The following is a 23,966-nucleotide window of genomic DNA, read 5'->3' on the forward strand; positions in this document are numbered from 1 at the left end:
CTCCCGATGCTAGCAGCCTCGCCGGGAGAAACGACATAACTATGTATTACACGGTAATAAGGCAGAGGTGATTGAATGACAAGATTGCTGGCCGGAGCGGGACGTGAACGCCTAGACTTCGCCGATCTACAGTTCAGGATTAGCCCGTGACCTCCATCTTCTGGTACGACTATGAAACGACGGGCATCAACCCCCGTTGCGATCGCCCCCTGCAAATGGCAGGGCTGCGTACTGACTTCGATCTCAATGAAATAGACGAACCGGTCAATCTCTATTGCCAGCCCAGTGACGATATCCTGCCGCACCCGGCGGCTTGTGCGATTACCGGCATTACGCCCGGCCGCTTGTCCGAACAAGGCCTGAGCGAAGCTGACTTCATGACCCGGGTGCATGCGCAACTGGCGGCCCCTGGTACTTGCGGAGCGGGGTACAACACCCTGCGTTTCGACGACGAGATGACCCGCTATAGCCTGTACCGCAACTTTTTCGACCCTTACGCGCGGGAATGGCAGGGCGGCAACAGTCGCTGGGATTTGATCGACGTGGTGCGTGCCGCGTATGCCTTGCGTCCAGACGGGATTGTTTGGCCGACGGACGACGAAGGGCGGGTGACGCTCAAGCTGGAGCGCCTGACTGCCGCCAACGGGATCGATCACGGTCATGCCCATGAAGCGCTGTCGGATGTTCGCGCCACCATCGCCCTGGCTCGTTTGATTCGGGATAAGCAGCCGAAACTGTATGAGTGGCTGTTTCAGTTGCGCAGCAAACAAAAGGTGCTGGATCAGATCCGCCTGCTGCAACCGATGGTGCATGTGTCCGGGCGGTTTTCCGCGGCGCGAAACTACGTCGGCGTAGTGCTGCCTTTGGCATGGCACCCGCGCAACAAGAATGCATTGATTGTCTGCGACCTGCACCTAGATCCACAGGGCTTGCTGGATCTGGATGCCGAATCCCTGCGCCAGCGCTTGTACACCCGCCGTGATGATCTGGCCGAAGGTGAGTTGCCGGTACCGCTCAAGCTCATTCACATCAATAAATGCCCGGTGGTGGCACCGTTGGCGGTACTTCGCCCGGAAGATCAGCAGCGCCTGGGGCTGGACATGGCGCTGTATCGGCAGCGTGCACTGCGGCTAAATGACGCGGCGAAAGTTTGGCAGGATAAAGTTGCAGGGGTTTATGCCCGCGAGGAGTTTTCCTTCAGCCAGGATCCTGAACAACAGTTATACGACGGTTTTATCGGTGACCGCGATCGACGGCTATGCGAACAAGTCCGTACGGTCGATCCGGCGCAATTAGCGCAGTCCCAGTGGCCTTTCGATGATGAACGTTTGCCTGAGTTATTGTTTCGATATCGCGCACGTAACTTTTCCGACACGTTGAGTTTCGAAGAGCAAGAGCGCTGGCGAATATTCTGTCAGAAACGTTTGTCAGACCCTGAGTGGGGGGCGCCCAATACCGTTGAAAGTTTCATAGAGGCCGCAGCCCAATTGGCGCTTACAGCGACATCGTTTCAGCAAGAGGTGCTCGATCAATGGCACGAGTATGTTCAGGACTTGCGCAAACGTTTGAATCTTTGAAATCGAAAACGCGCCGGGTAGAACTGCGGGCATAAAAAAACGCCAGCGTTATGCTGGCGTTATTTTTTGTCGCGTACTTATCTGCGACAGGCTCTGTGGCTTAGCCCAGCAGGGTAGCCCAGCCTTCAACCACGTCACCGCCCCACTTGGCTTTCCACTCTTTCAGAGTCTTGTGGTTGCCACCTTTGGTTTCGATGACTTCGCCGTTGTGCGGGTTTTTGTATTGTTTAACTTTGCGGGCACGCTTGGTACCGGTAGTTTTTACTGCGCCGCCGCGTGGTGCCTTGGTTTTGGATTCAGGATCCAGCAACGCGATGATGTCACGCAGGGACTTGGAGTATTCGCCCATCAGGGTGCGCAGTTTGCCTTCGAATTCCAGCTCGGTTTGCAGTTTGTCGTCTTGGGACAGATTCTTCAAACGGGCTTGCAGCTCTTTGATTGCTTCTTCGGTGGCGCGATATTCGTTGATCAAGGACATGATTACTACCTTATGTAGGACGCGGGATGGCAGGGGACAGTGCGGCAATAATAGTCAGGCTGTTTCATCAAGTAAACATTTAACCGGGGTTTATTTAATTTAATTACGGTGATTTCGGCCCGCATTGGATGCGCAGTTAAAAAGTTCGAAGCTGTCGCTACAGATGTTCACAATTGATTGCTGGTAGATGGCAAACAACACTGCCACCTCGCAGGCCTCGAGAGCTGACAAAGCACGGGTTGCTTGCCATCACGCAAGGCGCTGCCTGATCAATACTGCAGTTTTGCTGCGTAATCGCTAGAATGACGGCCTTTGCGAAGTTCTGGAGTTTCCCCCTCATGCGCACCTTTCGGTTGGTGATTTCTTGCCCGGACCGCGTCGGTATCGTTGCTAAAGTCAGTAACTTTCTGGCGTCACATAACGGCTGGATCACTGAAGCGAGCCATCACTCGGACAATCTCAGCGGCTGGTTCTTCATGCGTCACGAAATTCGTGCCGACTCGCTGCCATTCGGTATCGAAGCCTTGCGCGAAGCGTTTGCGCCGATTGCCGAAGAGTTCTCGATGGATTGGCGCATCACCGATACCGCGCAGAAAAAGCGCGTTGTGCTGATGGCCAGTCGCGAGTCCCACTGTCTGGCCGACTTGCTGCATCGCTGGCACAGCGATGAACTGGACTGCGAGATCGCCTGCGTGATTTCCAACCATGACGACCTGCGCAGCATGGTCGAATGGCACGGCATTCCGTACTACCACGTGCCGGTCAATCCGCAGGACAAGGAGCCGGCGTTCGCCGAAGTCTCGCGTCTGGTGAAACAGCACGATGCCGAAGTCGTGGTACTGGCCCGCTACATGCAGATCCTGCCGCCTGAACTGTGCAGCGAATATGCACATAAGGTCATCAACATTCACCACAGCTTCCTGCCGTCGTTCGTCGGTGCCAAGCCGTATCACCAGGCCTCCATGCGTGGAGTGAAATTGATCGGTGCGACCTGTCATTATGTGACCGAAGAGCTGGATGCCGGTCCGATCATCGAACAGGACGTGGTACGCGTCAGTCACAGCGACAGTATCGAAGACATGGTGCGTTTCGGTCGTGATGTCGAGAAGATGGTGCTGGCCCGTGGCCTGCGTTATCACCTGGAAGACCGGGTGCTGGTGCACGGCAACAAGACCGTGGTGTTCTGATCGCAGCACAATACGGTTGAAATTCGAAGGGCCTGGGCGTTCAATCGCTGCAGGCCCTTCGCCGTTTCTGCGCAGCTGTTTCTGAATAGGGGACATGACCATGGCCGATCCACTGGACAAAGCCACTTCCAAGGCGCCCGCCACGTTGGGCGAGGGCTGTTTGAGCCGGTATGATCCCGATGACATGAGTCCGGAAGATGGCACGGAATTTCCGGGAGCAGCCGAGTTGTGGGAACAGTTGCAGCAAGAACCCGAAGATCCCCCTAAGCCTGCTTGAGCTTCATCAGCTTTTTGAGCAAGGGGCGTCCGAGCATCAAGAGAAACACCGGCCCGCCCACCAGCAGATAGAAATAATAGGTTACCGCCCGCCAGATCAGGATCGCTGCAGCCGCCGTGGATTTTCCCACCATGGGCGCCAACAGCGCCGCCGATGTCAATTCCGCCGCCCCGGCCCCACCCGGCAACAGGCTGAACTGCCCCGCACTCAGTGACAGCATCTGGATCAGAAAGCACCAGGCCCACTGCAAATCCGCACCAAGTCCACGCAGCGCCAGGTACAGCACGCTGTAGCGCAAAATCCAATGCAGGCAGGTCAAGGCAAACACCTTGATCAATGTCTGAAACGGCAACTTGAGGGTGTCGGTAAACGCCGCCAGAAACTGCAGGAGTTTTCGTGCCCAGCGCATGCGCGTGGTGGATTGGACGTTGAGACGAATGAGTAATCGGCCACTTAGCCGAATCAGCAAGCGGTGATAGCGGGCCACCACCACGCAACAGACCAGGCCACCGAACATCGAGATGGCGCTGACGATCAGCAGCCACTCCATGCGCTGGCTCAGGTGCTGGAACAACGCATAAATCAGGATCCCGCTCAAGGCGCAGAGGAAAAACAACAGGTCGCTCAACTGGTCCATGGCGAACACGGCACTGCCCCTGGCCGGACGCACGCCATTACGCGCCAGCAACGCCATGATGGTCAGTGGCCCGCCGCTACCGCCGGGGGTGGCGCAATAGGCAAATTCGGCGGCCATAACCACGCCCAGGCTTTTGACCGGGCTTACCTTTTCACGCTGATCCCCCAGCAACAGGCGCAGGCGCAGGGTGTTGACCACCCAGCACAGCAGGATCATGCCGAACATCACCAGCAGCCAATTCAGCGGAAAGGTGTTCAGTCGCGACCATGTATCGCTGCCACCCAACAGCCAGGGAATCAGCACCGCGGCGAGCAGGGCAATCAGCAACAGAATCCCGCGGCTCATGCAGCACGCCCCATGCGGTCATTTTGCAGTGCCAGCCAGCACGCCTTTGTCATAGGCACGCGACCCTCAGTGAGCAGACGCTTGAGGGTTTGCAACCAGTAGGTGCGAGAGAACTCATGTCGCATATCCACCGGGTGCAGGCCCAGGCGAATCACCGACGCTTGCCGCCAGCGTTGTTCGAGTTGATCGCTGACGAGCTTCGACAAACCCCGGCGCCACGCACTGCGTGCGCTCCAGACCAGTCCGGGTGCATCCACGGCTGTGAAGTCGGGCAGGCGATAGAGGTGCTGCGCATCGCTGGTATAGGTCAAGGGGAGTTGGCGCAAGGCCTGCCGCGTGCCTTCGCTCATCAGCCAGGCGGGAGCGACGAAACCCTGCAATGGCCACTGATATTGGTGGAACATTTCGATACCGGCGCGCAAACGGGCAAAAGCGGCCTCTCGGGACAGACCGTAAAACTCACCTTCGTGGGTATAGATCCGGCGCATGAACCAGTCCCGGGGATTGTTCGCCACCGGTCCGTCATCGCAATGGAAGTAGCCGTGCAGTGCCAGTTCATCGCCCTTGTCGATACGCGCCGATAGCTGGTTGCGAAACCCCGGATGGGCTTGCAGGTCGTTGTGCTTGTGGAAATCCGGTACCACCAGCCAGGTCATCGGTACATCGCCGAGCGTGTCGACGGCGTCGACAAAAGGCTGGTAATCGGCCCAGGTTTGCGGTGCCACATCGTGCAGCACCAGTAGCAGACTGGGCGCAGTCATGGGCTCAACCATTGGCCGCCCGCGGCCATTGGCTGCCGAGTACGGCGTAATAGTGACCGAGCAGGCTGTTGACCACCGAATCCCAGGCGTAATGCCGCTCGACATGGCGTCGCGCCTGCTGGCCGATGGCTGCGCTATCCCGGCTGAACAGTTCGCGCACGGCGTTGGCCATGGCCAAGGAATCGTTGGGGGTACACAACAGGCCACATTCTTCGGTGATGATTTCCTCAAAGGCGCCAGCCGCCACGGCCACTACCGGGATACCGCAGGCCATGGCTTCGAGGGTCACCAGGCCAAAGGTTTCCTGGTCGCCGGCATGTACGAGTGCATCGGCACTGGCCATCAGGCGGGCGACTTGCGCGGCCGGGCAGAATTCATCGATGACGGTGACATTGTCCGGCACGGCGGTCGGCATCGACGAGCCCACCAGCAGCAAGTGATAGCGTCGGCCCAGGCGCACCATGCAGTCGAGCAGCACCGGCAGGTTTTTTTCCTTGGACCCGCGCCCGGCGAAGATCAGCAGATGCGTATTTTCCTCCAGACCCAGTTCGGTCCGCAGGTCGGGATCGCGCGCGTCGGGATGAAACATTTGTAAATCGACGCCCAGGGGTTGCACGAATACATTCCTCACCCCCAGACCGGTCAGCTTGTCAGCCATGACCCGGCTCGGCGCCAGCACGCGGTCGAAGTTGCCGTAGAGTTTGCTGACATAAGCCTCGACGTTGGGAGTGACCCAGTTGCCCATGCGATTGCTGGCAAGCAGTGGCAGGTCCGAGTGATAAAAGCCAATCACCGGCACATCCAGTTGCCGCCGCGCATCCAGGGCCGCCCAGGCGGTGAGGTAAGGGTCGCCGACCTCGATCAGGTCAGGTTGCAGATCGTGGAGGACATTGCGCCAGGGCGCCAGACGAAGGGGGAAGCGATAGCCTTTGCCGAAGGGCAGAGCGGGAGCCGGAACGGTGTAGATGCCATCCTGTTCACCGAAGGATGGCCCGGGAATCAGCAAACTGTGGCGAATGCCCGACCTTGTGCACAGGCGATGATGTTTGGCATCCAGATAAGTACGCACGCCACCGCTGGCGGGGGCGTAGAACATGGTTATGTCCGCGATATGCACGATAAACATCCCTCCAGTCCGTTGATCTCCTTGGTTGACCTTACTGAAGAATAGATGTTCGGTTGGGGTTTTGTGGGTGGGGAGGCTGCGGGGTTTTTGCGGTGTATTTCAGGCCGCCTTCGCGAGCAGGCTCGCTCCCACAGGGGATCTCGGTCGTACACAAAATCTGTGTCCACTGTGATTCGCATGTGAGAGCGAGCCTGCTCGCGGAGGGGCCGGTTCAGGCACTAAATTCGGAAACTGCCCACCAACTGCTTCAACCGCGCCGCCTGCTGCTCAAGATCGGCACAGGCCCGCAGCGTCGACTGCAGGTTTTCCACGCCTTCCTGGTTCAACGTATTGATTTCGGTAATGTCGACATTGATCGACTCCACCACGGCCGTCTGTTCCTCGGTCGCCGTGGCTACCGACTGGTTCATGCCGTCGATTTCACCGATGCGCCGGGTCACGCTGCTCAGGCGCTCGCCGGCCTGATTGGCGATTTCCACGCTGTCCTGACTGTGGCGCTGGCTGTCGCTCATGGTGCTGACGGATTCGCGGGCGCCGACTTGCAGCTCTTCGATCATGGTCTGTACCTGTTGCGCCGATTCCTGGGTGCGGTGTGCCAGGTTACGCACTTCATCGGCCACCACCGCAAACCCGCGGCCGGCTTCACCCGCCCGCGCCGCTTCGATGGCGGCGTTAAGCGCCAGCAGGTTGGTTTGCTGGGAGATGCTGGTGATCACTTCGAGGATCTGCCCGATGTTCACGGTCTTGCTATTGAGCGACTCGATGTTGCTGCTGGAGGCGCTGAGCATGCTCGACAGCTGATTCATCGCGACAATGCTGCGATCCACCACTTGCTGGCCATCTTCGGCCAGGCTGCGGGCATCGCTGGCCTGATTCGAGGCTTGCGCCGCGTTGCGGGCGATTTCCTGGGCGGCGGCGCCGAGCTGGTTGATCGCCGCGGCGACGCTGCTGGTGCGCGAGGCCTGTTGGTCGGAGTTGAACATCGACGAGTTCGAAGCCGCCACCACCCGCAACGCCACTTCGTTGACCTGGCCGGTTGCCGAACTCACTTCACGGATCGAGCCGTGGATATGCTCGACGAAACGGTTGAACGCGGTGCCGAGGGTGCCGAACTCGTCATTGTTGACGATGGTCAGGCGTTTGGTCAGGTCGCCTTCACCGTCGGCAATGTCGGCCATGGCGCGGGTCATGACATGCAGCGGCTGGATCAGGATGCGGATCAGCATGCTCAACAGGGCAATGATGATCACAACGGAAATGACCGTCGCAACGACCGCCGAAGCGCGGAATTCGCTGAGCATCGAGAAGGCTTTTTCCTTGTCGATCGACAGGCCGATGTACCAGTTGACCGATGGCAGGCCCTTGATCGGCGTGAAAGTCACGATGCGGGTTTTGCCCTCGACCCCCACTTCACTGAAGTCGCGGCTGATACGCGGGGTGTTTTGCGGGTACGCCTCGCTCAGGGACTTCATCACCAGGGTTTTGTCCGGGTGGACCAGGATCTTGCCGTCGGCGTTGATCAGGAAGGCATAGCCCATGCCGTCGAAGTCACGTGCACTGAGGGTGTCGATCAGGGTTTGCAGGCTCAGGTCACCACCGACCACACCGACGCTTTGTCCGGATTTTTTCGAAGCGGTGGCCATGGAAATGATCGTTTGACCGGTCGCCGCATCGATATAGGGTTCGGTGAGGGTCGGGGCGCTAGTGTTTTCCGCCCCCTTGTACCAGGGGCGGACCCGTGGGTCGAAGCCGTCGGGCATCTTCGCATCCGGACGGATGGTGAAGTGCCCGGTGGCATCACCCAAGTAGGACGCCATGAAGGTCGATGTCAGCGTTTTCTGCTCAAGCAGCGCGGCAACATTGGCTTGTTCCGGATTGATGGCAATGTTCTGCGCGAGGTTTTCAATCAGCAGAATTCGGCCTGTCAGCCAGGTCTGGATATTGTTGGCGGTGACGTCGCCCATCTCGTTGAGATAGTTATCCAGGTCTTCGCGGATGGCATTGCGCTGTAAATAGTCGTTGTACAGGGTGAACGAGGCGAACGTGGCCATGACGATGAAGGCGGCGGCAAGCAGGATTTTATGGCTGAAGCGTAGATTTTTGTTCATGGCTTGGGGGTCCGCTAAGGTCTTAATGCCCATCGCGTGCTTTTATAAAGGAACGCAAAATGGGCAAGGTTGAAAGCAAGTGATATCTCCATCGCTCCTTAAGGGAAATCTCCGAACAGATTGTGTCTGTCTGCTTTGTTGTAATTCCTATCGGCCGTGCAGGACCAAAGATTAACCATAGGTGACCAAATGCCTGACTCATTGCAACTCGTTATCGGCGCCGATCTTTCGGGGCAGCCGATCGCCCAGGCCATGCGCCTGGCCAACCGTCACGGTTTGATCGCAGGTGCGACCGGGACCGGCAAGACCGTCACCCTGCAACGCATGGCCGAAGCCTTCAGCGATGCCGGCGTGGCGGTGTTCGCCGCCGATATCAAAGGTGACCTGTGCGGTTTGGGCGCCGCGGGCAACCCCCAGGGCAAGATCGCCGAGCGGATCGCCGGGATGCCCTGGCTGAACCACCAGCCGGCGGCCTATCCGGTGACGTTGTGGGACATACACGGTCAGTCCGGTCATCCGTTGCGCACGACCTTGAGCGAAATGGGGCCTTTGTTGCTGGGCAGCCTGCTGGAACTGACCGACAGCCAGCAGTCGACGCTGTACGCCGCCTTCAAGGTCGCGGACCGCGAAGGCCTGTTGCTGCTGGACCTCAAGGACTTGAAGGCGCTGCTTACTCACCTCAAGGACAACCCGGAACTGTTGGGTGACGACGCGGCGCTGATGACCACCGGTTCCAGCCAGGCCCTGTTGCGACGTCTGGCGACCCTTGAGCAGCAAGGTGCCGAGGCGCTGTTCGGTGAACCGGCGTTGCAACTCGAAGATATTCTGCAACCGACGGCAGAGGGTCGCGGGCGCATTCATTTACTCGATGCCAGTCGTCTGGTGCATGAAGCTCCGAAGGTCTACGCGACTTTCCTGCTATGGCTGCTGGCCGAGCTGTTCGAGCAGTTGCCGGAGCGTGGCGACGCGGACAAACCGCTGCTCGCGTTGTTTTTCGACGAAGCGCACCTGTTGTTCACCGGCACCCCCAAGGCTTTGCAGGATCGTCTGGAGCAGGTGGTGCGGCTGATACGCTCGAAAGGGGTGGGCGTGTATTTCGTCACCCAATCGCCGGGCGATTTGCCGGATGACGTGCTGGCGCAACTGGGTCTGCGTATCCAGCATGGTTTGCGCGCGTTCACCGCCAAGGAGCAGAAATCCCTGCGGGCCGTGGCTGACGGCTTCCGGCCTAACCCGGCGTTCGATGCCTTGTCGGTGCTGACGGAACTTGGCATTGGCGAGGCGTTGGTCGGCACCTTGCAGGAGAAGGGCACGCCGGAGATGGTCCGGCGGGTGTTGGTGGCTCCGCCGCAGTCGCGGATCGGGCCATTGACCGAGACTGAACGCACCGTGTTGATCGCCGGTTCGCCGTTCAAGGGGCGTTATGACAAACCGATTGATCGTGAGTCGGCCTATGAAGTGCTGATGGGACGCAAGGGGCTGGCGCCGGAACCCGAAGCGGAGTCAGGCAAACCGGCGCCTCAAGAACCGAGCTTCACCGAACAGGCCGGGGAGTTTCTCGGCACGGCGGCGGGGCAGGCGTTGAAATCAGCGATGCGCCAGGCGGCGAATCAATTGGGGCGACAGTTGGTGCGCGGGTTGATGGGGTCGTTGCTAGGTGGCAGCAAACGCCGCTAGCGAGCGGGCACGGTAAAAACTGTGGGAGCGAGCCTGCTCGCGAAGGCGGTCTGTCAGTCACCACATAGGTTGACTGATACATTGCTTTCGCGAGCAGGCTCGCTCCCACAGGGGGCTATGTCAGGCCTTGGGCCTGGCATGCGCCGCCAAACGCTCCAGCGCGGCGCGCAGATTCGGATCGCTGATGCCATCGGCCGTTGCCTGAATCGTCGCCGCCGCATCGTTGGACAAATCCATGGTATGCCCGGCCGCACCGTGCTGCACGGTGGGCGGCTGCACCTTGAACAGGATTCGCGTGAGGCTGGCGAACTCGTCGAACATCTGCAGTTGCCGTTGCAGGCGCTTTTGCTGGTAGCGCAAGCGGGTGGCCCAATGGCCATCGGTGACAATCAGCAACAAACTGCCTTCGCGCCACGACGCCACATGGCAGTGTTCGCGAGCGGCGGGCTGAAGTTGGCTCTCCAGTAGACGTTGCAGATGGCCCAGGCGTTGGGCGTGGCCGAGTATGGCTTTGAGCGGCTTGGCTTCGCGAAGCAGGACGGCGGGTGCTCTGGCCGTAAGAGGGCGAAATGCCATGATCAGACACCTGAAGTAACAGAGCCGCCATGGTAGCAGAAAGCACTGGATGCACCCGACCCATTGCATTACGCGCGCTTTACCCATTAAATCAACGAGTAACTTCTGCGTTGTATGGCTTGAAGTTCAGCCATTTGCCCCTATTTTAAGTGAGCCCCGTCAAAGCGCTGTGCCAGCATCGTGGAATAACGCCACTTTCCTCACCATCGTTTCCGGGTAGAATGCTCGTTCGCATGCGGCCATGAGGGCTGCTCGGGCGACTCACGGGGCCGCCCTCCATCCCTTTAGTGTGGAAGATCCTGCCGATATGTTTGCGCCTTTGTTAAAGAAACTTTTTGGAAGCAAGAACGAGCGTGAAGTCAAGCGCATGCTCAAGACGGTGCAACTCGTCAATGCCTTCGAAGAGCAAATGGTGGCCCTTTCGGACGATCAATTGCGTGCCAAGACAGATGAGTTCAAGGCCCGCTTCGCCAAAGGGGAAACCCTCGACAAGCTGTTGCCGGAAGCTTTTGCGGTCGCTCGCGAAGCCGGTAAGCGCGTCATGGGGATGCGCCACTTCGATGTCCAGCTGATCGGTGGCATGACCTTGCACGAAGGCAAGATCGCCGAAATGCGCACCGGTGAAGGCAAGACCCTGGTGGCGACACTGGGCGTTTACCTCAACGCGTTGTCCGGCAAGGGCGTGCACGTTGTGACGGTGAACGACTACCTGGCCCGTCGTGACGCCAACTGGATGCGTCCGCTCTATGAGTTCCTCGGCCTGACGGTCGGCGTGGTCACGCCGTTCCAGCCGCCGGAAGAGAAGCGCGCAGCCTACGCCGCCGATATCACCTACGGTACCAACAACGAATTCGGCTTCGATTACCTGCGCGACAACATGGCGTTCAGCCTGGAAGAAAAATTCCAGCGTGAACTCAATTTTGCCGTGATCGACGAAGTCGACTCCATCCTCATCGACGAAGCCCGTACTCCGCTGATCATTTCCGGTCAGGCCGAGGACAGCTCCAAGCTGTACATCGAGATCAACAAACTGATCCCGCAGCTGGAATTGCACGTCGAAGAAGTCGAAGGCGAAGTCACCAAGGCCGGCCACTACACCGTTGACGAGAAGTCCCGCCAGGTCGAACTCAACGAAGCCGGCCACCAGTTCGTCGAAGACTCGCTGACCCGTCTCGGCCTGCTCGCTGAAGGCGAGAGCCTGTACTCGGCGCACAACCTGGCCCTGCTGACTCACGTTTATGCCGGCCTGCGCGCGCACAAGCTGTTCCATCGCAACGTCGAATACATCGTGCAGGACGGTCAGGTCGTGCTGGTCGACGAGCACACCGGTCGTACCATGCCGGGTCGTCGCCTGTCCGAAGGCCTGCACCAGGCCATCGAAGCCAAGGAACACCTGAACATCCAGGCCGAAAGCCAGACCCTGGCATCGACCACGTTCCAGAACTACTTCCGTCTGTACAACAAGCTGTCCGGCATGACCGGTACGGCCGACACCGAAGCGTTCGAGTTCCATCAGATCTATGGCCTGCAGGTCATCGTCATCCCGACGAACAAGCCGCTGGCCCGTAAAGACTACAACGACCTGGTGTTCCTGACTGCCGACGAGAAATACGCGGCGATCGTCAATGACATCAAGGAAAGCATGGCTGCCGGCCGTCCGGTGCTGGTGGGTACTGCAACCATCGAAACTTCCGAGCACATGTCCAACCTGCTCGTGAAAGAAGGCATCGAACACAAGGTTCTGAACGCCAAGTTCCACGAAAAAGAAGCCGAGATCATCGCCCAGGCCGGTCGCCCGGGTGCGCTGACCATCGCCACCAACATGGCCGGTCGTGGTACCGACATCCTGTTGGGCGGCAACTGGGAAGTGGAAGTGGCCTCGCTGGAAAACCCGACCCCTGAGCAGATTGCCCAGATCAAGGCCGACTGGCAGAAACGTCACCAGCAAGTGCTGGAGTCGGGCGGTTTGCAGGTGATCGCTTCCGAGCGTCACGAATCGCGCCGTATCGACAACCAGCTGCGTGGTCGTGCCGGTCGTCAGGGTGACGCCGGTTCCAGCCGTTTCTACCTGTCGCTGGAAGACAGCCTGATGCGTATCTTTGCCTCTGATCGGGTGAAGAACTTCATGAAAGCCCTGGGCATGCAGCCTGGCGAAGCGATCGAGCACCGCATGGTGACCAACGCTATCGAAAAGGCTCAGCGCAAGGTTGAAGGCCGCAACTTCGACATTCGTAAGCAACTGCTCGAGTTCGACGACGTCAACAACGAACAGCGTAAAGTGATCTATCACATGCGCAACACGTTGCTGGCCGCCGACAACATCGGTGAAACCATCGCCGACTTCCGTCAGGACGTGCTCAACGCCACCGTCAGTGCGCACATTCCGCCGCAGTCGCTGCCTGAGCAGTGGGACGTGGCGGGTCTGGAAGCAGCGCTGCAAAGCGACTTCGGCGTGGCACTGCCGATCCAGAAATGGCTCGACGAAGACGATCACCTGTACGAAGAAACCCTGCGTGAGAAGCTGATGCAGGAACTCATGGCGGCGTACAACGAGAAAGAAGACCAGGCCGGCGCCGAAGCGCTGCGCACCTTCGAGAAGCAAATCGTTCTGCGTGTTCTGGACGATTTGTGGAAAGACCACCTGTCGACCATGGATCACCTGCGTCACGGCATCCACCTGCGTGGTTATGCCCAGAAGAACCCGAAGCAGGAGTACAAGCGCGAGTCGTTCACGCTGTTCTCCGAGCTGCTGGATTCGATCAAGCGCGACTCGATCCGTGTGCTGTCGCACGTTCAGGTTCGCCGCGAAGACCCGATCGAAGAAGAAGCGCGCCTGCGTCAGGAAGCCGAAGCGCTGGCCGCGCGCATGCAGTTCCACCACGAAGAAGCGCCTGGCCTTGAGCATGTGGAGCCGATCGGGGAAGAGGTCGATGTGGCCCTTGCCGCTGCGCCGGTACGCAATGAGCAGAAGCTGGGCCGCAACGAGCTGTGCTACTGCGGTTCGGGCAAGAAGTTCAAGCATTGCCACGGGCAGATCCAGTAAAACCCGTTTCATACGCTGATATACCCGCGCCGCGACCGGCTCATGCCGTCGCGGCGTTTTGCCATTTAAACCACCGCCTTCTTGAAAAAAAGAGCATAGCGGTGCTGACATCATTGTAAGGAGCTCATTCATGGCTGTTGGTCTTGGTCCTTTGCCAACGTTGCACCCGGTTGCCGGTTTTGAACTCGGTATCGCCTCGGCCGGTATCAAGCGCCCGGGGCGCAAGGATGTCGTGGTCATGCGCTGTGCCGAAGGTTCCACAGTCGCTGGCGTGTTTACCCTGAACGCTTTTTGCGCCGCTCCGGTGATCCTGGCCAAGCAGCGTGTGCAGGGTCCGGTACGTTACCTGCTGACCAACACCGGCAATGCCAACGCCGGTACCGGTGAGCCAGGCCTGGCCGCAGCCGAACGCACCTGCGCCAAACTGGCTGAACTGACTGACGTAGATGCCAGCCAGGTGCTGCCGTATTCCACCGGTGTGATCGGCGAGCCGCTGCCGGTCGAGAAAATCGAAGGCGCATTGCAAGCGGCCCTCGACGACCTGTCGGTCAACAACTGGGAAGCGGCCGCCACCGGAATCATGACCACCGACACGCTGCCCAAGGGCGCCAGCCGTCAGTTCCAGCACGACGGCGTGACCATTACCGTCACCGGTATCAGCAAAGGCGCGGGCATGATTCGCCCGAACATGGCGACCATGCTCGGCTACATCGCCACCGACGCCAAAGTCTCCCGCGATGTGCTGCAAAACCTGATGCTGGACGGCGCCAACAAGTCGTTCAACCGCATCACCATCGACGGCGATACTTCGACCAATGACTGCTGCATGCTGATCGCTACCGGTCAGGCTGCACTGCCGGAAATCACCCGCGCCGAGGGCGAGCTGTTCACCAAGCTTAAGCAAGCGGTGTTCGAAGTGTGCATGGACGTGGCCCAGGCCATCGTTCGCGATGGCGAAGGCGCGACCAAGTTCGTCACCGTTGAAGTCAACGGCGGCGGCAATCACCAGGAGTGCCTGGACGTCGGCTACACCGTGGCTCACTCGCCGTTGATCAAGACCGCACTGTTTGCTTCCGATCCGAACTGGGGCCGCATCCTGGCCGCTGTCGGCCGTGCCGGCGTACCGAACCTGGACGTGAGCAAGATCGACGTGTTCCTCGGCGAAGTGTGCATCGCCAGCCGTGGCGCCCGCGCCGCGACCTACACCGAAGCCCAGGGTGCGGCGGTGATGCAGCAGGAAGAAATCACCATCCGTATCGAGCTGGGTCGTGGCGATTGCAGCGAAACCATCTGGACCACCGACCTGTCCCACGAATACGTGAAAATCAACGCCGAGTACCGTACGTAAGACCGAGTCGACCCATTCGCGAGCAGGCTCGCTCCCACAGGAGATCTCAGTGAACACAGTAAATGTGCGCAGCAGGATCAAATGTGGGAGCGAGCCTGCTCGCGAAGACGGTCTGTCAGTCACGAACTAGACTGACGTGTCCCCTCTTCTAAAGGTCCCGAACATGAGCCTCCACCTGATCATCGGCGACAAACTGCTTTCCTCCTGGTCCCTGCGTGGCGCCCTGGCTCTCGATCTGACCGGCGCTACCTACACCGAAGAACTGATCAAACTGAACCAGCCGGACACCCGCGAACGTCTGCTCAAGCACTCGCCGACCGGCAAGGTCCCGTTGTTGAAGACCGAACACGGCACCATCGCCGACTCCCTGGCGATTGCCGAGTACCTGGCCGAACAGTTCCCCGAAGCGGGCTTGTGGCCTGAAGACATTGCCGCCCGTGCCCAGGCGCGTTCTGCCTGCGCGCAGATGCACAGCGGCTTTTTCGCCATGCGCGGCAACATGCCATTCGACCTCAGCCATGACGCGCCGCTGTCGCCAAACCCGGCCGACGTCCAGGCCGATATCGAGCGTATGTCGGCGTTGTGGGCCGAATGCCGAGCCGCCGCCACCGAAACCGGTCCGTATCTGTTCGGACGTGCAACGCTGGCCGACGCGTTCTTCGCACCCATCGCCGTGCGCCTGCGCACCTACCGGGTCAAGCTGTCGGCAACCGACGAAGCTTATGTTGAAACCCTCTACCAATGGCCAGCCTTCAAGGCCTGGCAGAAGGCCGGACTGGAGGAGATTGCGTGGTGAAACGAGTACACGTAGCGGCTGCCGTTATCCGTGACGGCAGCGGCAAAATCCTCATTGCCCGTCGTGCCGACACTCAGCACCAGGGCGGCCTCTGGGAGTTTCCCGGTGGCAAGGTGGAGGCCGATGAGTCGGTCGAAACCGCACTGGCCCGTGAACTGCACGAAGAGCTGGGCATCGTGGTCAGCGCGGCGCGCCCGCTGATCAAGGTCCGCCACGATTACCCGGACAAGCAGGTGTTGCTGGATGTCTGGGAAGTCTCGGCGTTTACCGGCGAGCCTCACGGCGCGGAAGGTCAGCCGTTGGCCTGGGTCACAGCGCGTGAATTGTCGGGTTACGAGTTCCCCGAGGCCAACCGTCCAATCGTCGCCGCGGCTCGGTTGCCCGAACAGTACCTGATCACCCCGGAAGACCTGGAAACCCCGGCCTTGCTGCGGGGGATTCAGAAAGCAATCGCGGGCGGTATCAAGTTGATCCAGCTACGCGCACCGAATGGTTACGACCCCAAGTACCGCGATCTGGCGGTGGATGCGGTCGGGCTGTGCGCCGGCAAGGCGCAGCTGATGATCAAGGGACCGTTCGAGTGGCTGGGGGATTTTCCGTCCGCCGGCTGGCACATCACCTCGGCACAATTGCGCAAGTACGCGGCTGCTGGTCGGCCATTGCCCGCAGCGCGCTGGTTGGCCGCGTCCTGCCATAACGCCGAAGAATTGGCGCTGGCCGAAGAGATGGGCGTGGACTTCGTGACGTTGTCGCCGGTGCAGCCAACCCTGACGCATCCTGGCGCTCAGCCGCTGGGCTGGGAACAGGCCTCGACCTTGATCGAGGGCTTCAGCAAGCCGGTGTTTTTGCTGGGGGGCGTAGGCCCGGCAGAGGTTCAGAAAGCCTGGGCGGCGGGTGCCCAGGGTGTGGCAGGGATTCGGGCGTTTTGGCCTGAGGCCTGACGTTTCAGTGAGGCTACTGGCCTCTTCGCGAGCAGGCTCGCTCCCACAGTTGACCGGGTACACGGCTGAGTGTGGGAGCGAGCCTGCTCGCGAAGAAGGGCTGACAGGCGCCGACTAAACCTCTGGTTTCGCAGCAGGTTGCCACAAAATCTCCGCCACCCCCTGCCTTCTGGCAATCAACCTCGCCGCCACAAACAACAAATCCGAAAGCCGATTGATATACGCCAACCCCACCCCGGCCAGCGGCTCCAGCGCATTCAGGTGCTGACACCGGCGCTCGGCGCTGCGTGCCAGGCTGCGGCAGACGTGAGCCTGGGCAATCAGCTGCGAACCGCCCGGTAAAATGAAGTTCTCCAGTGGTCCCAGTTCTTCATTCCACACATCGATCGCCGCTTCCAGGCGTTCGATTTCTGCGGCGTTCAATGCCTGATATTCCGGCATCGCCAGTTCGCCGCCAAAGTCGAACAACCGGTGCTGACAGGGTGCCAATACCTCGATCACTTCCTTCAGCCCCGGAAACCGGGTGCTCTGCGCCGTCAGCCCTGCCAGCAACACCCCCACCTGACTGTTCAACGTATCGACCTCGCCAATGGCCTCGATCCGCGGGTGATCCTTGGGCACACGGCGACCATCGCCCAGTCCGGTTTCGCCTTTGTCGCCGGTGCGGGTGTAAATCTTCGACAAGCGAAAGCCCATGGGTTACCTCGATAGCTGATTGAGTTCTTGTGAGACGAGCGGGGTGCCCGCCAGGGGCAGGCGCAGGGTGAAGCAGGTGCCTTGGCCCAGGGTCGATTGCACCTCCATCTGTCCCTTATGGTTGTTGGTGATAATAAAATACGAAACCGACAGTCCCAGGCCTGTGCCCTGGCCAATCTCCTTGGTGGTGAAAAACGGTTCGAAGGTACGCTTGCGCACGTTTTCACTCATGCCGATGCCGTTGTCCTCTACCTGGATTTCCGCCCAGGGCGGATTGAGTCGGGTGCGCAGAATGATCCGCCCCGGCTCGCGGTCGTCTTCACGCTGATGAATGGCCTGGGCGGCGTTTTTCAGCAGGTTGAGCAGCACCTGTTCCAATTCGTTGGCCGTGCCGGGCACCGGACCCAGTGCCGGGTCGAACTGGCGAATGATGGCCTGGCCCTTGAAGTCGAAACCGATCGCCAGGTCAAAGTCGTTACCGGCGATTTCCACCGCTTGATCGATCAGTGCCGGCAGGTCGCACGGAGCCATTTGCCGGGTGCTGCGGCGACTGAAGCTGAGCATGTGGGTGACGATTTTCGCCGCGCGGGCACCGGCCTGTTGAATGCCATCGAGCAGCTGCGGCACTTCCCGCGCTTGCAGGTATTCGTTGACCGTCGACAGCTCGACGCCAACCTGTTCGGCTTGTTCGAGGTTCTTCGGCAATTCGGGAGACAGCCGGCGACGGATGTTCTGCACGTTATGCAGGATGGCGCCCAGCGGGTTGTTGATCTCGTGGGCCATGCCGGCAGCGAGACCGCCGACGGAGAGCATTTTCTCCGACTGCACCATCATTTCTTCCAGTGACAGGCGCTGGGTAATGTCGTCGATCCGGATCACCACGCCACGCCCGGCGCCGCCCATCAATGGATAAAAGGTCAGGGCGTAATGCCGAGCGTCATCGTCCTTGACCCAGGTGACGCGCTCGATCTTGGCCACCGTGTGTTGTTCGACGGTTTGCTTGAGCTGCGGAAGAAAGGGCTTGAGTGGCTCGAAAGCAAGGAAGATCGGCTGGTTCAGGGCTTCGTCCAGGCGGGTGCCGGAGAGGGCGCTGGCTTCCTGGTTCCACTGCGTCACGTAGAGCTGTTCGTCGAGGGCGATCAGCGCCGATGGCATGGAGTCGATGATGCTGTTGAGGTAGTTCTGGAATCCGGTGAGTTTCTTCTCGATCTTGCTGCGCACCTGGACTTCGAGTTCCAGTTTGCGATTGGTGTGCCGGGTTTCTTCGGCCAGGCCCTGAGCCTGGTCATAGGCCGCCTGTGAGTCGTCCCGCGCCCGTTTGAGTTGCTGTTCCCGCGCCTCGATGCGCGAAAGCATGGTGTTGAAGGCTTCGGCGAGGCTGCCGATTTCATCGTGGTTGCCCCGAGAGGCACGCAGGGCGTAGTTCTCTTCCCGGGTCACTTGCCGTGACAGCTCTTCGAGTTGATGGATAGGGCGGGTAATCAAGCGTTTGATCTGCCGTGCGATCACCAGCCATAGCAGGACACTGAAAATCAGGATGCCGAGGCTGGCGGTCAGGGTTCCGGTATAGAACGCCATTGGCAGTTCGCTGCTGGCCACCAACAGCAAATGCCCGGGAGCGGTGCCCGGCCGGGGCAGGGTGATCACCTGATTGCTGCGAAATTCGGTGGCTTGCCAGGATTCGATGTGCCGGTAACGCTCCGGCAGCTTTAGATGGTCGCCGTGTTGCAGCTGCGCCAGGCGTTCGCCCTTGCCGTCATACAGGGCGGCGGCACGCAGCGGTGAATAGCTGTTGAGTTCATCGAGCAGGCGTTGTGCGCTTTGTGGCGATGCCAGCGCTTCGGAGATCAGGCTCGGATTGGACACCAGCCGGCCGATGGTTTGCAGGGCCTGGGGCGCCATGCTTTCCTGGGAAATGTAATACGCGGCGCTGATAAAGGTCAGGTTGGCGACCAGCAGGACAGTGGTCAACAGCACCAACAGGGCGGCCAGCAGTTTCTGGCCGACAGGAAGGTTTTCAAGGCGCTGGCGCAATGGCATCAGGTTTATCGCTGCAAAGGAACAAGTGGCCAGCGTAGCCGCTGCTCAGTCGCTGGGCAATCCAAGGCTGTGCAGGCGAGCGATCAACCTTGACTCGAGCTGATTGAGGTGCGGCAGGTTCAATTGGTGCCTGGAGGCGACTTTGCAGGCATGACCAAGCAGGTAGCTGATTTCGGTGCGGCGCCGGTTGCTGACATCCTGGTACATCGACGAGTAGTTGGCGGCGGTGGCATGGATGACCCGTTCGACTTCCAGTTGCAGGTTCTCGGCAGCGGCAGGCTGGCCGCAACGTTCAAGCAGTTCGGTCAATTCGCCGCAAAGGGTGGCGACTTCGCAGTGATGCTCCTGCAAACCGCCATTGCGGCAATCGTGCAGCACCGTCAGCGGGTTGATCGCACAGTTGAGCGCCAGTTTGCGCCACAACCGGGTCAGGATTTCGGTGCTCCACTCATGGGGAATACCGGCGGCGTCCAGGTCGTCCAGCCAGATCGGAGCAACGGGATGACCGGCGTCCCCCAGCCAGGTGAACCCATGGCCGGCGAAGACCACGCGCCAGTCGCCATCGCGGAAGGCGCCTTCGGTACTGGAGGCATAAATGCAGCGCGCCTGTGGAACCTGCGCTGCGACGGCATCCTGACTGCCCAAACCGTTCTGCAACAGAATCAGCTCGGCGCCGGGGGCCAGGCGTGGCGCCAATTGGGCTACGGCGTGTTGAGCGTCGTAGGCTTTGCAGGCAACCAGCAGACGCTGGATGGGTTCCTGGTTGTCGGGCGTTTCGGCGGGCACCGGGTAGCATTGTGTTTCACCGTGCTCGACCAGTGTCAGCCCGCCAGCCGCCTCATAGGCCTGCAAGCGCGTGGCATCGCGCACGATCAACCGCACCGGCACCCCGGCCCGGGCCAGGCGCGTGGCCCACAACGTGCCGAGACTGCCGGCGCCCAGGACATGCCAGGTGGTGGCCATCAGCTTTTTGCTCTGTTTAACGCGTGCATGGACGGCTCGCAGTGAATGATGGGAAAGACCCGTTATAATCAGCGCGGATTTTTACCGCAAGCCAGGCGTGCTCCATTGGTGCGCCTTTTATTGGAGAGATTACATGCCGTCGTTCGACGTGGTATCCGAACTGGACAAACACGAAGTCACCAACGCGGTCGAGAACGCCGTGAAGGAACTCGATCGTCGCTATGACCTGAAAGGCAAGGGCAGCTTCGAGTTCAAGGAAAAGGACCTGACCGTCAACCTGACCGCTGAAGCGGATTTCCAGCTTGAAGCGATGATCGAGATCCTCAAGCTGTGCCTGGTCAAGCGCAAGATCGATGTGCAGTGCCTTGAGGTCAAGGACGCATTTGCTTCGGGCAAACTGATGAAACAGGAAGCCGTGCTCAAGGAAGGCATCGACAAGGAGTTGGCGAAGAAGATCGTCGCTCACGTCAAAGACGCCAAGCTCAAGGTCCAGGCCGCCATTCAGGGCGAGCAGGTGCGCATCACCGGCAAGAAGCGTGACGACCTGCAGGAAGCCATTGCGGTGCTGCGTGCCAAGGAATTCGGCATGCCGCTGCAGTTCAACAACTTCCGCGACTGACGCTCAGAGCGGGACCTGTGGGAGCGAGCCTGCTCGCGAAAGCGGTGTGTCATTCAACAGTGATGTCGACTGATATGCCCTCTTCGCGAACAGGCTCGCTCCCACCTGGATTGTGTTCAATCCGGCAGGACCTTTCTGCCGCTTAATTTTTTCGCGTGCCGGATCGCCGCAAATCAGGAGAACGTAGATGGATTTGAATGCTGAAGTGGATAACCTGGTCAAGGTATCCCAAACCTGGATCCCGATGATCATGGAATATGGCAGCCGTGTGTTGCTGGCCATCATTACCCTTGCCATCGGTTGGTGGCTGATCAACAAGGTCACACAAAAGCTCGGCGGCCTGATCGCCCTGCGTAATGCCGACCTGGCGCTGCAAGGTTTCATCAGCAGCCTGGCGAACATCATTCTGAAGATTCTGCTGGTTGTCAGCGTGGCGTCGATGATCGGCGTGGAAACCACCTCGTTCGTGGCGGCCATCGGTGCGGCGGGTCTGGCCATTGGCCTGGCCTTGCAGGGTAGCCTGGCGAACTTCGCCGGCGGCGTGTTGATTCTGCTGTTCCGTCCTTTCCGTATCGGTGACTGGATCGAAGCCCAGGGTGTTGCCGGTACGGTCGACAGTATCCAGATCTTTCACACCGTACTGCGCACTGGCGATAACAAAACCATCATCGTGCCAAACGGTAACCTGTCCAACGGCATCATCACCAACACCAACCGTCAGCCGACCCGCAAGGTGGTGTTTGATGTGGGTGTCGACTATGAGGCGGATCTGCAAAAGGCTCGTCATGTATTGCTGGAGCTGGCCAAGGACCCGCGTGTTTTGGCTGATCCGGAACCGCAGGCAGTCATTTCGACGCTGGGTGACAGTTCGATCACTGTTTCACTGCGTGTCTGGGTTAAAACAGCGGATTACTGGGATGTGCTGTTCATGTTTAACGAACAGTCCCGTGATCGATTGAAAACTGCCGGTATCGACATTCCCTTTCCACAGCGGGTTGTTCGTGTGGTTCAGGAAGCATCGGTACAGTAAGCGTTCTTTCATTAGTTACTGCATGAGCCCGAGGGATTAATAGTCCCTTGGGCTTTTTTGTAACTATTGATCGGTTCATTGAAAAAAGTACTAATGTTATGCGCGGAAGTTGTTTGCTGCTGAGTTCAGCATGTGGCAGGCATAAAAAAACGCCCACCTGAAGAGGTGGGCGTTTTTTGATCTACAGTACTTCCGGTCTTACACCCTGATTACAGGATGCTCAGCGGGTACTCGATGATCACACGGGTGTCGTAGTTGTCTTTCTGGTAGTCCTCGTACGCGCCGTTAGCACGGTAGTTGGCGAAACGTACGCGGAACGACAGATCCTTGGCTGGACCTTCCTGAACAACGTATTTGGACTCGATGTTCCACTCGTTTTCCTTACCTTCGCCATCAGCACCTTCAACGGTGATGTTGTCACCCATCACGTAACGGGTCATGAAGCTCAGGCCTGGAACGCCGTATTCCTTCATGTTCAGGTCATAGCGAGCCTGCCAGGACTTCTCGTCACGACCCACGAAGTCGGAGATCTGGATGGAGTTGGCAACGAAGATGGTGCTGTTACCGTCAACGCCATAGTAGTAAGCGTTGTCACCGCTGGAACGCTGGTAAGCCACGGTGAACTTGTGCGCGCCCAGGCTGTAAGCTGCTGCCAGGGACCACAGGTTGTTGTCTACGCCTGCGTGGCCGTCGCCCAGGGCTTCAACCAGGTCGCCGCGATCATCGCCTTTGGTTTTGTAACCGTTGAGGTCGAAGTTCAGGGACTGATCGTCGCTGATCGGCAGGGTGTAGTTCAGGTTCAGGTAGTACTTCTTGAAGTAGTCTTCAGCATCGGACGCAGCCACGGCGCCGGTGAAGTTGTCGGTGAAGCTGTAGCTGGCACCGAAGATGTTGATGGCGTTGCTCAAGCCTTTGCCGTGGAGGCCATCTTCATCTGGCAGACCGGCGATGCTGTCACGACCCATGCCGGTTTGGGCGCTCAGTGCGTTGAAGCGACCAGCGCTCAGTTCCAGGCCTTTGATTTCCTTGGAAGTGATCAGGGTACCGGTAGCAACTTCTGGCAGCATACGGCTGTCGTCGGTCGCGAATACTGGGCTGGCAACGAACTGCTGGCCCCATTTCACGGTAGTGTCGGAGAGACGCAGTTTGACTGCACCGCCAACCTTGCCCTGGGATTTCTGCGGATCGCCTTCGCTGTCGACAGCGAACAGGCCGTTACCGGCGCGGCCCGAACCGCCGTCCAGCTTGACGGCGCCCATGGCCATGGCGTCGAGACCAAAACCAACGGTACCTTGAGTGAAGCCCGACTCGTAGGTCAGCAGTTGGCTGATACCGGAGTCTTGACGATAGCCGGAAGTACCAGTTGAGTTCGAATCCCCGTTTTTGTAATCGCGGTTCATGTACTCAAAACGGGTTTTCAGTTTCAGGCTCTGGTCGCCGAAGAAACCCTTGGATTCTTCCTGGGAAGACGCCATTGCGAACTGCGAGGTGCCTGCTGCAACAGCCAGTGCGATCATGCTCCACTTCATCACGCGCATCGTGATTTGCTCCTTTGGTTTTTTAGAAGAGTACTGCCGCTCCACCTGTTTTATTATCTGGGCGGCTCTTTCTTTTTGTGTCGGCGCAAACTTATATCACGCCGACAATGTTGGCGATACTTGCGCATCTATCCTTTCAGCATCTTTACGACCCTGTCGCAAACAGCTTGCTAGATGTCGCAAATTTACAGCCTCGATGCAAC

Annotated in this window: 20 protein-coding genes and 1 pseudogene; 10 read left to right on the top strand and 11 right to left on the bottom strand. The window is 59.2% G+C overall.

All coding sequences use genetic code 11. The features are described 5' to 3' along the window. Positions 1-146: 146 nt before the first annotated feature. Positions 147-1,577: an exodeoxyribonuclease I gene (gene sbcB / locus CKW21_RS06355; RefSeq protein ID WP_095193147.1), complete on the top strand. Its 1,431-nt coding sequence runs from the start codon at positions 147-149 to the stop codon at positions 1,575-1,577. 100 nt (positions 1,578-1,677) lie between these two features. Here the strand turns inward: sbcB and mvaT are convergent, their stop codons facing one another. Continuing rightward, positions 1,678-2,055 carry a histone-like nucleoid-structuring protein MvaT gene (gene mvaT, locus CKW21_RS06360; protein ID WP_007933316.1) on the bottom strand — a complete coding sequence of 126 codons (378 nt, stop codon included), beginning with the start codon at positions 2,053-2,055 and terminating at the stop codon, positions 1,678-1,680. Positions 2,056-2,393: 338 nt separating this feature from the next. On the opposite strand from mvaT, the gene purU reads away from it, so the two are divergent. Together purU and CKW21_RS31450 are read left to right on the top strand one after the other, a co-directional pair. Further along, positions 2,394-3,242, top strand: coding sequence for a formyltetrahydrofolate deformylase (gene purU, locus CKW21_RS06365; protein WP_095193148.1), 849 nt, complete (start codon positions 2,394-2,396; stop codon positions 3,240-3,242). Between the two features lie 100 nt (positions 3,243-3,342). After that, entirely contained in the window at positions 3,343-3,519 is a 177-nt protein-coding gene (locus tag CKW21_RS31450; protein WP_170948631.1) for a hypothetical protein, read from the top strand. Here CKW21_RS31450 and CKW21_RS06375 read toward each other — a convergent pair. The 5 genes and pseudogenes from CKW21_RS06375 to CKW21_RS32220 all read right to left on the bottom strand — a co-directional run. Continuing rightward, positions 3,506-4,501 carry a lysylphosphatidylglycerol synthase transmembrane domain-containing protein gene (locus tag CKW21_RS06375; protein ID WP_095193150.1) on the bottom strand — a complete coding sequence of 332 codons (996 nt, stop codon included), beginning with the start codon at positions 4,499-4,501 and terminating at the stop codon, positions 3,506-3,508. The two genes, CKW21_RS31450 and CKW21_RS06375, sit on opposite strands and share 14 nt — an antisense overlap. Next, entirely contained in the window at positions 4,498-5,274 is a 777-nt protein-coding gene (locus tag CKW21_RS06380) for a DUF2334 domain-containing protein (RefSeq protein ID WP_095193151.1), read from the bottom strand. The genes CKW21_RS06375 and CKW21_RS06380 overlap by 4 nt, the downstream gene beginning before the upstream one ends. After that, entirely contained in the window at positions 5,267-6,388 is a 1,122-nt protein-coding gene (locus tag CKW21_RS06385; RefSeq protein WP_170948632.1) for a glycosyltransferase family 1 protein, read from the bottom strand. The genes CKW21_RS06380 and CKW21_RS06385 overlap by 8 nt, the downstream gene beginning before the upstream one ends. Before the next feature lie 218 nt (positions 6,389-6,606). Further along, positions 6,607-7,371 (bottom strand): methyl-accepting chemotaxis protein, encoded by a 765-nt coding sequence (locus tag CKW21_RS32215; RefSeq protein WP_371917510.1) that lies wholly within the window; start codon positions 7,369-7,371, stop codon positions 6,607-6,609. A 93-nt stretch (positions 7,372-7,464) separates the two neighbouring features. Then, positions 7,465-8,529, bottom strand: a pseudogene (locus tag CKW21_RS32220) (cache domain-containing protein); the annotation flags it as partial. Positions 8,530-8,685: 156 nt separating this feature from the next. On the opposite strand from CKW21_RS32220, the gene CKW21_RS06395 reads away from it, so the two are divergent. Beyond that, a complete protein-coding gene (locus CKW21_RS06395; protein ID WP_095193153.1) occupies positions 8,686-10,173 on the top strand; it encodes a helicase HerA-like domain-containing protein in 1,488 nt (495 codons plus the stop codon). 120 nt (positions 10,174-10,293) lie between these two features. Here the strand turns inward: CKW21_RS06395 and CKW21_RS06400 are convergent, their stop codons facing one another. Next, positions 10,294-10,749 (bottom strand): DUF721 domain-containing protein, encoded by a 456-nt coding sequence (locus tag CKW21_RS06400; protein WP_095193154.1) that lies wholly within the window; start codon positions 10,747-10,749, stop codon positions 10,294-10,296. Between the two features lie 307 nt (positions 10,750-11,056). On the opposite strand from CKW21_RS06400, the gene secA reads away from it, so the two are divergent. From secA to CKW21_RS06420, 4 genes are all read left to right on the top strand, one after another. Then, positions 11,057-13,792: a preprotein translocase subunit SecA gene (secA, locus tag CKW21_RS06405; RefSeq protein ID WP_095193155.1), complete on the top strand. Its 2,736-nt coding sequence runs from the start codon at positions 11,057-11,059 to the stop codon at positions 13,790-13,792. A 130-nt stretch (positions 13,793-13,922) separates the two neighbouring features. Further along, complete coding sequence (gene argJ, locus CKW21_RS06410; RefSeq protein WP_095193156.1) at positions 13,923-15,140, top strand: bifunctional glutamate N-acetyltransferase/amino-acid acetyltransferase ArgJ; 1,218 nt, start codon at positions 13,923-13,925, stop codon at positions 15,138-15,140. A gap of 163 nt (positions 15,141-15,303) precedes the next feature. After that, the gene (locus tag CKW21_RS06415; protein ID WP_095193157.1) at positions 15,304-15,936 is read left to right on the top strand and encodes a glutathione S-transferase family protein; all 633 of its coding nucleotides are present in this window, start codon (positions 15,304-15,306) and stop codon (positions 15,934-15,936) included. Then, a complete protein-coding gene (locus CKW21_RS06420) occupies positions 15,933-16,877 on the top strand; it encodes a Nudix family hydrolase (RefSeq protein ID WP_095193293.1) in 945 nt (314 codons plus the stop codon). Before CKW21_RS06415 ends, CKW21_RS06420 begins: the two co-directional genes overlap by 4 nt. 114 nt (positions 16,878-16,991) lie before the next feature. Here the strand turns inward: CKW21_RS06420 and CKW21_RS06425 are convergent, their stop codons facing one another. From CKW21_RS06425 to CKW21_RS06435, 3 genes are read right to left on the bottom strand one after another with little or no spacing between them, the layout of a single operon-like run. Next, entirely contained in the window at positions 16,992-17,573 is a 582-nt protein-coding gene (locus CKW21_RS06425; protein WP_095193158.1) for a cob(I)yrinic acid a,c-diamide adenosyltransferase, read from the bottom strand. 3 nt (positions 17,574-17,576) lie between these two features. Then, positions 17,577-19,613 carry a PAS domain-containing sensor histidine kinase gene (locus tag CKW21_RS06430; RefSeq protein WP_095193159.1) on the bottom strand — a complete coding sequence of 679 codons (2,037 nt, stop codon included), beginning with the start codon at positions 19,611-19,613 and terminating at the stop codon, positions 17,577-17,579. Between the two features lie 45 nt (positions 19,614-19,658). Next, positions 19,659-20,576 (bottom strand): putative 2-dehydropantoate 2-reductase, encoded by a 918-nt coding sequence (locus CKW21_RS06435; protein WP_095193160.1) that lies wholly within the window; start codon positions 20,574-20,576, stop codon positions 19,659-19,661. A 133-nt stretch (positions 20,577-20,709) separates the two neighbouring features. On the opposite strand from CKW21_RS06435, the gene CKW21_RS06440 reads away from it, so the two are divergent. Both CKW21_RS06440 and CKW21_RS06445 read left to right on the top strand, forming a co-directional pair. Then, positions 20,710-21,195 carry a YajQ family cyclic di-GMP-binding protein gene (locus tag CKW21_RS06440; protein WP_095193161.1) on the top strand — a complete coding sequence of 162 codons (486 nt, stop codon included), beginning with the start codon at positions 20,710-20,712 and terminating at the stop codon, positions 21,193-21,195. A 187-nt stretch (positions 21,196-21,382) separates the two neighbouring features. Next, positions 21,383-22,225, top strand: a complete 843-nt coding sequence (locus CKW21_RS06445; RefSeq protein WP_095193162.1) for a mechanosensitive ion channel family protein — start codon at positions 21,383-21,385, stop codon at positions 22,223-22,225. Positions 22,226-22,434: 209 nt separating this feature from the next. Here the strand turns inward: CKW21_RS06445 and CKW21_RS06450 are convergent, their stop codons facing one another. Then, positions 22,435-23,763 carry an OprD family porin gene (locus CKW21_RS06450; protein ID WP_095193163.1) on the bottom strand — a complete coding sequence of 443 codons (1,329 nt, stop codon included), beginning with the start codon at positions 23,761-23,763 and terminating at the stop codon, positions 22,435-22,437. Between the last annotated feature and the right edge of the window lie 203 nt (positions 23,764-23,966).

It is taken from the genome of Pseudomonas sp. Irchel 3A7 (genome assembly GCF_900187565.1).
In the GTDB taxonomy this organism is placed as follows: domain Bacteria; phylum Pseudomonadota; class Gammaproteobacteria; order Pseudomonadales; family Pseudomonadaceae; genus Aquipseudomonas.

Coding starts and splice junctions, on each gene's coding strand:
- CKW21_RS06380 (WP_095193151.1), bottom strand. CDS start 5,274: ATGGTTGAGCCCATGACTGCGCCCAGTCTGCTACTGGTGCTGCACGAT.
- CKW21_RS06430 (WP_095193159.1), bottom strand. CDS start 19,613: ATGCCATTGCGCCAGCGCCTTGAAAACCTTCCTGTCGGCCAGAAACTG.
- CKW21_RS06400 (WP_095193154.1), bottom strand. CDS start 10,749: ATGGCATTTCGCCCTCTTACGGCCAGAGCACCCGCCGTCCTGCTTCGC.
- CKW21_RS06385 (WP_170948632.1), bottom strand. CDS start 6,388: ATGTTTATCGTGCATATCGCGGACATAACCATGTTCTACGCCCCCGCC.
- secA (WP_095193155.1), top strand. CDS start 11,057: ATGTTTGCGCCTTTGTTAAAGAAACTTTTTGGAAGCAAGAACGAGCGT.
- CKW21_RS06435 (WP_095193160.1), bottom strand. CDS start 20,576: ATGGCCACCACCTGGCATGTCCTGGGCGCCGGCAGTCTCGGCACGTTG.
- CKW21_RS06425 (WP_095193158.1), bottom strand. CDS start 17,573: ATGGGCTTTCGCTTGTCGAAGATTTACACCCGCACCGGCGACAAAGGC.
- CKW21_RS06415 (WP_095193157.1), top strand. CDS start 15,304: ATGAGCCTCCACCTGATCATCGGCGACAAACTGCTTTCCTCCTGGTCC.
- CKW21_RS06440 (WP_095193161.1), top strand. CDS start 20,710: ATGCCGTCGTTCGACGTGGTATCCGAACTGGACAAACACGAAGTCACC.
- CKW21_RS06445 (WP_095193162.1), top strand. CDS start 21,383: ATGGATTTGAATGCTGAAGTGGATAACCTGGTCAAGGTATCCCAAACC.
- mvaT (WP_007933316.1), bottom strand. CDS start 2,055: ATGTCCTTGATCAACGAATATCGCGCCACCGAAGAAGCAATCAAAGAG.
- CKW21_RS06395 (WP_095193153.1), top strand. CDS start 8,686: ATGCCTGACTCATTGCAACTCGTTATCGGCGCCGATCTTTCGGGGCAG.
- argJ (WP_095193156.1), top strand. CDS start 13,923: ATGGCTGTTGGTCTTGGTCCTTTGCCAACGTTGCACCCGGTTGCCGGT.
- CKW21_RS06450 (WP_095193163.1), bottom strand. CDS start 23,763: ATGCGCGTGATGAAGTGGAGCATGATCGCACTGGCTGTTGCAGCAGGC.
- CKW21_RS31450 (WP_170948631.1), top strand. CDS start 3,343: ATGGCCGATCCACTGGACAAAGCCACTTCCAAGGCGCCCGCCACGTTG.
- purU (WP_095193148.1), top strand. CDS start 2,394: ATGCGCACCTTTCGGTTGGTGATTTCTTGCCCGGACCGCGTCGGTATC.
- CKW21_RS32215 (WP_371917510.1), bottom strand. CDS start 7,371: ATGTTCAACTCCGACCAACAGGCCTCGCGCACCAGCAGCGTCGCCGCG.
- CKW21_RS06375 (WP_095193150.1), bottom strand. CDS start 4,501: ATGAGCCGCGGGATTCTGTTGCTGATTGCCCTGCTCGCCGCGGTGCTG.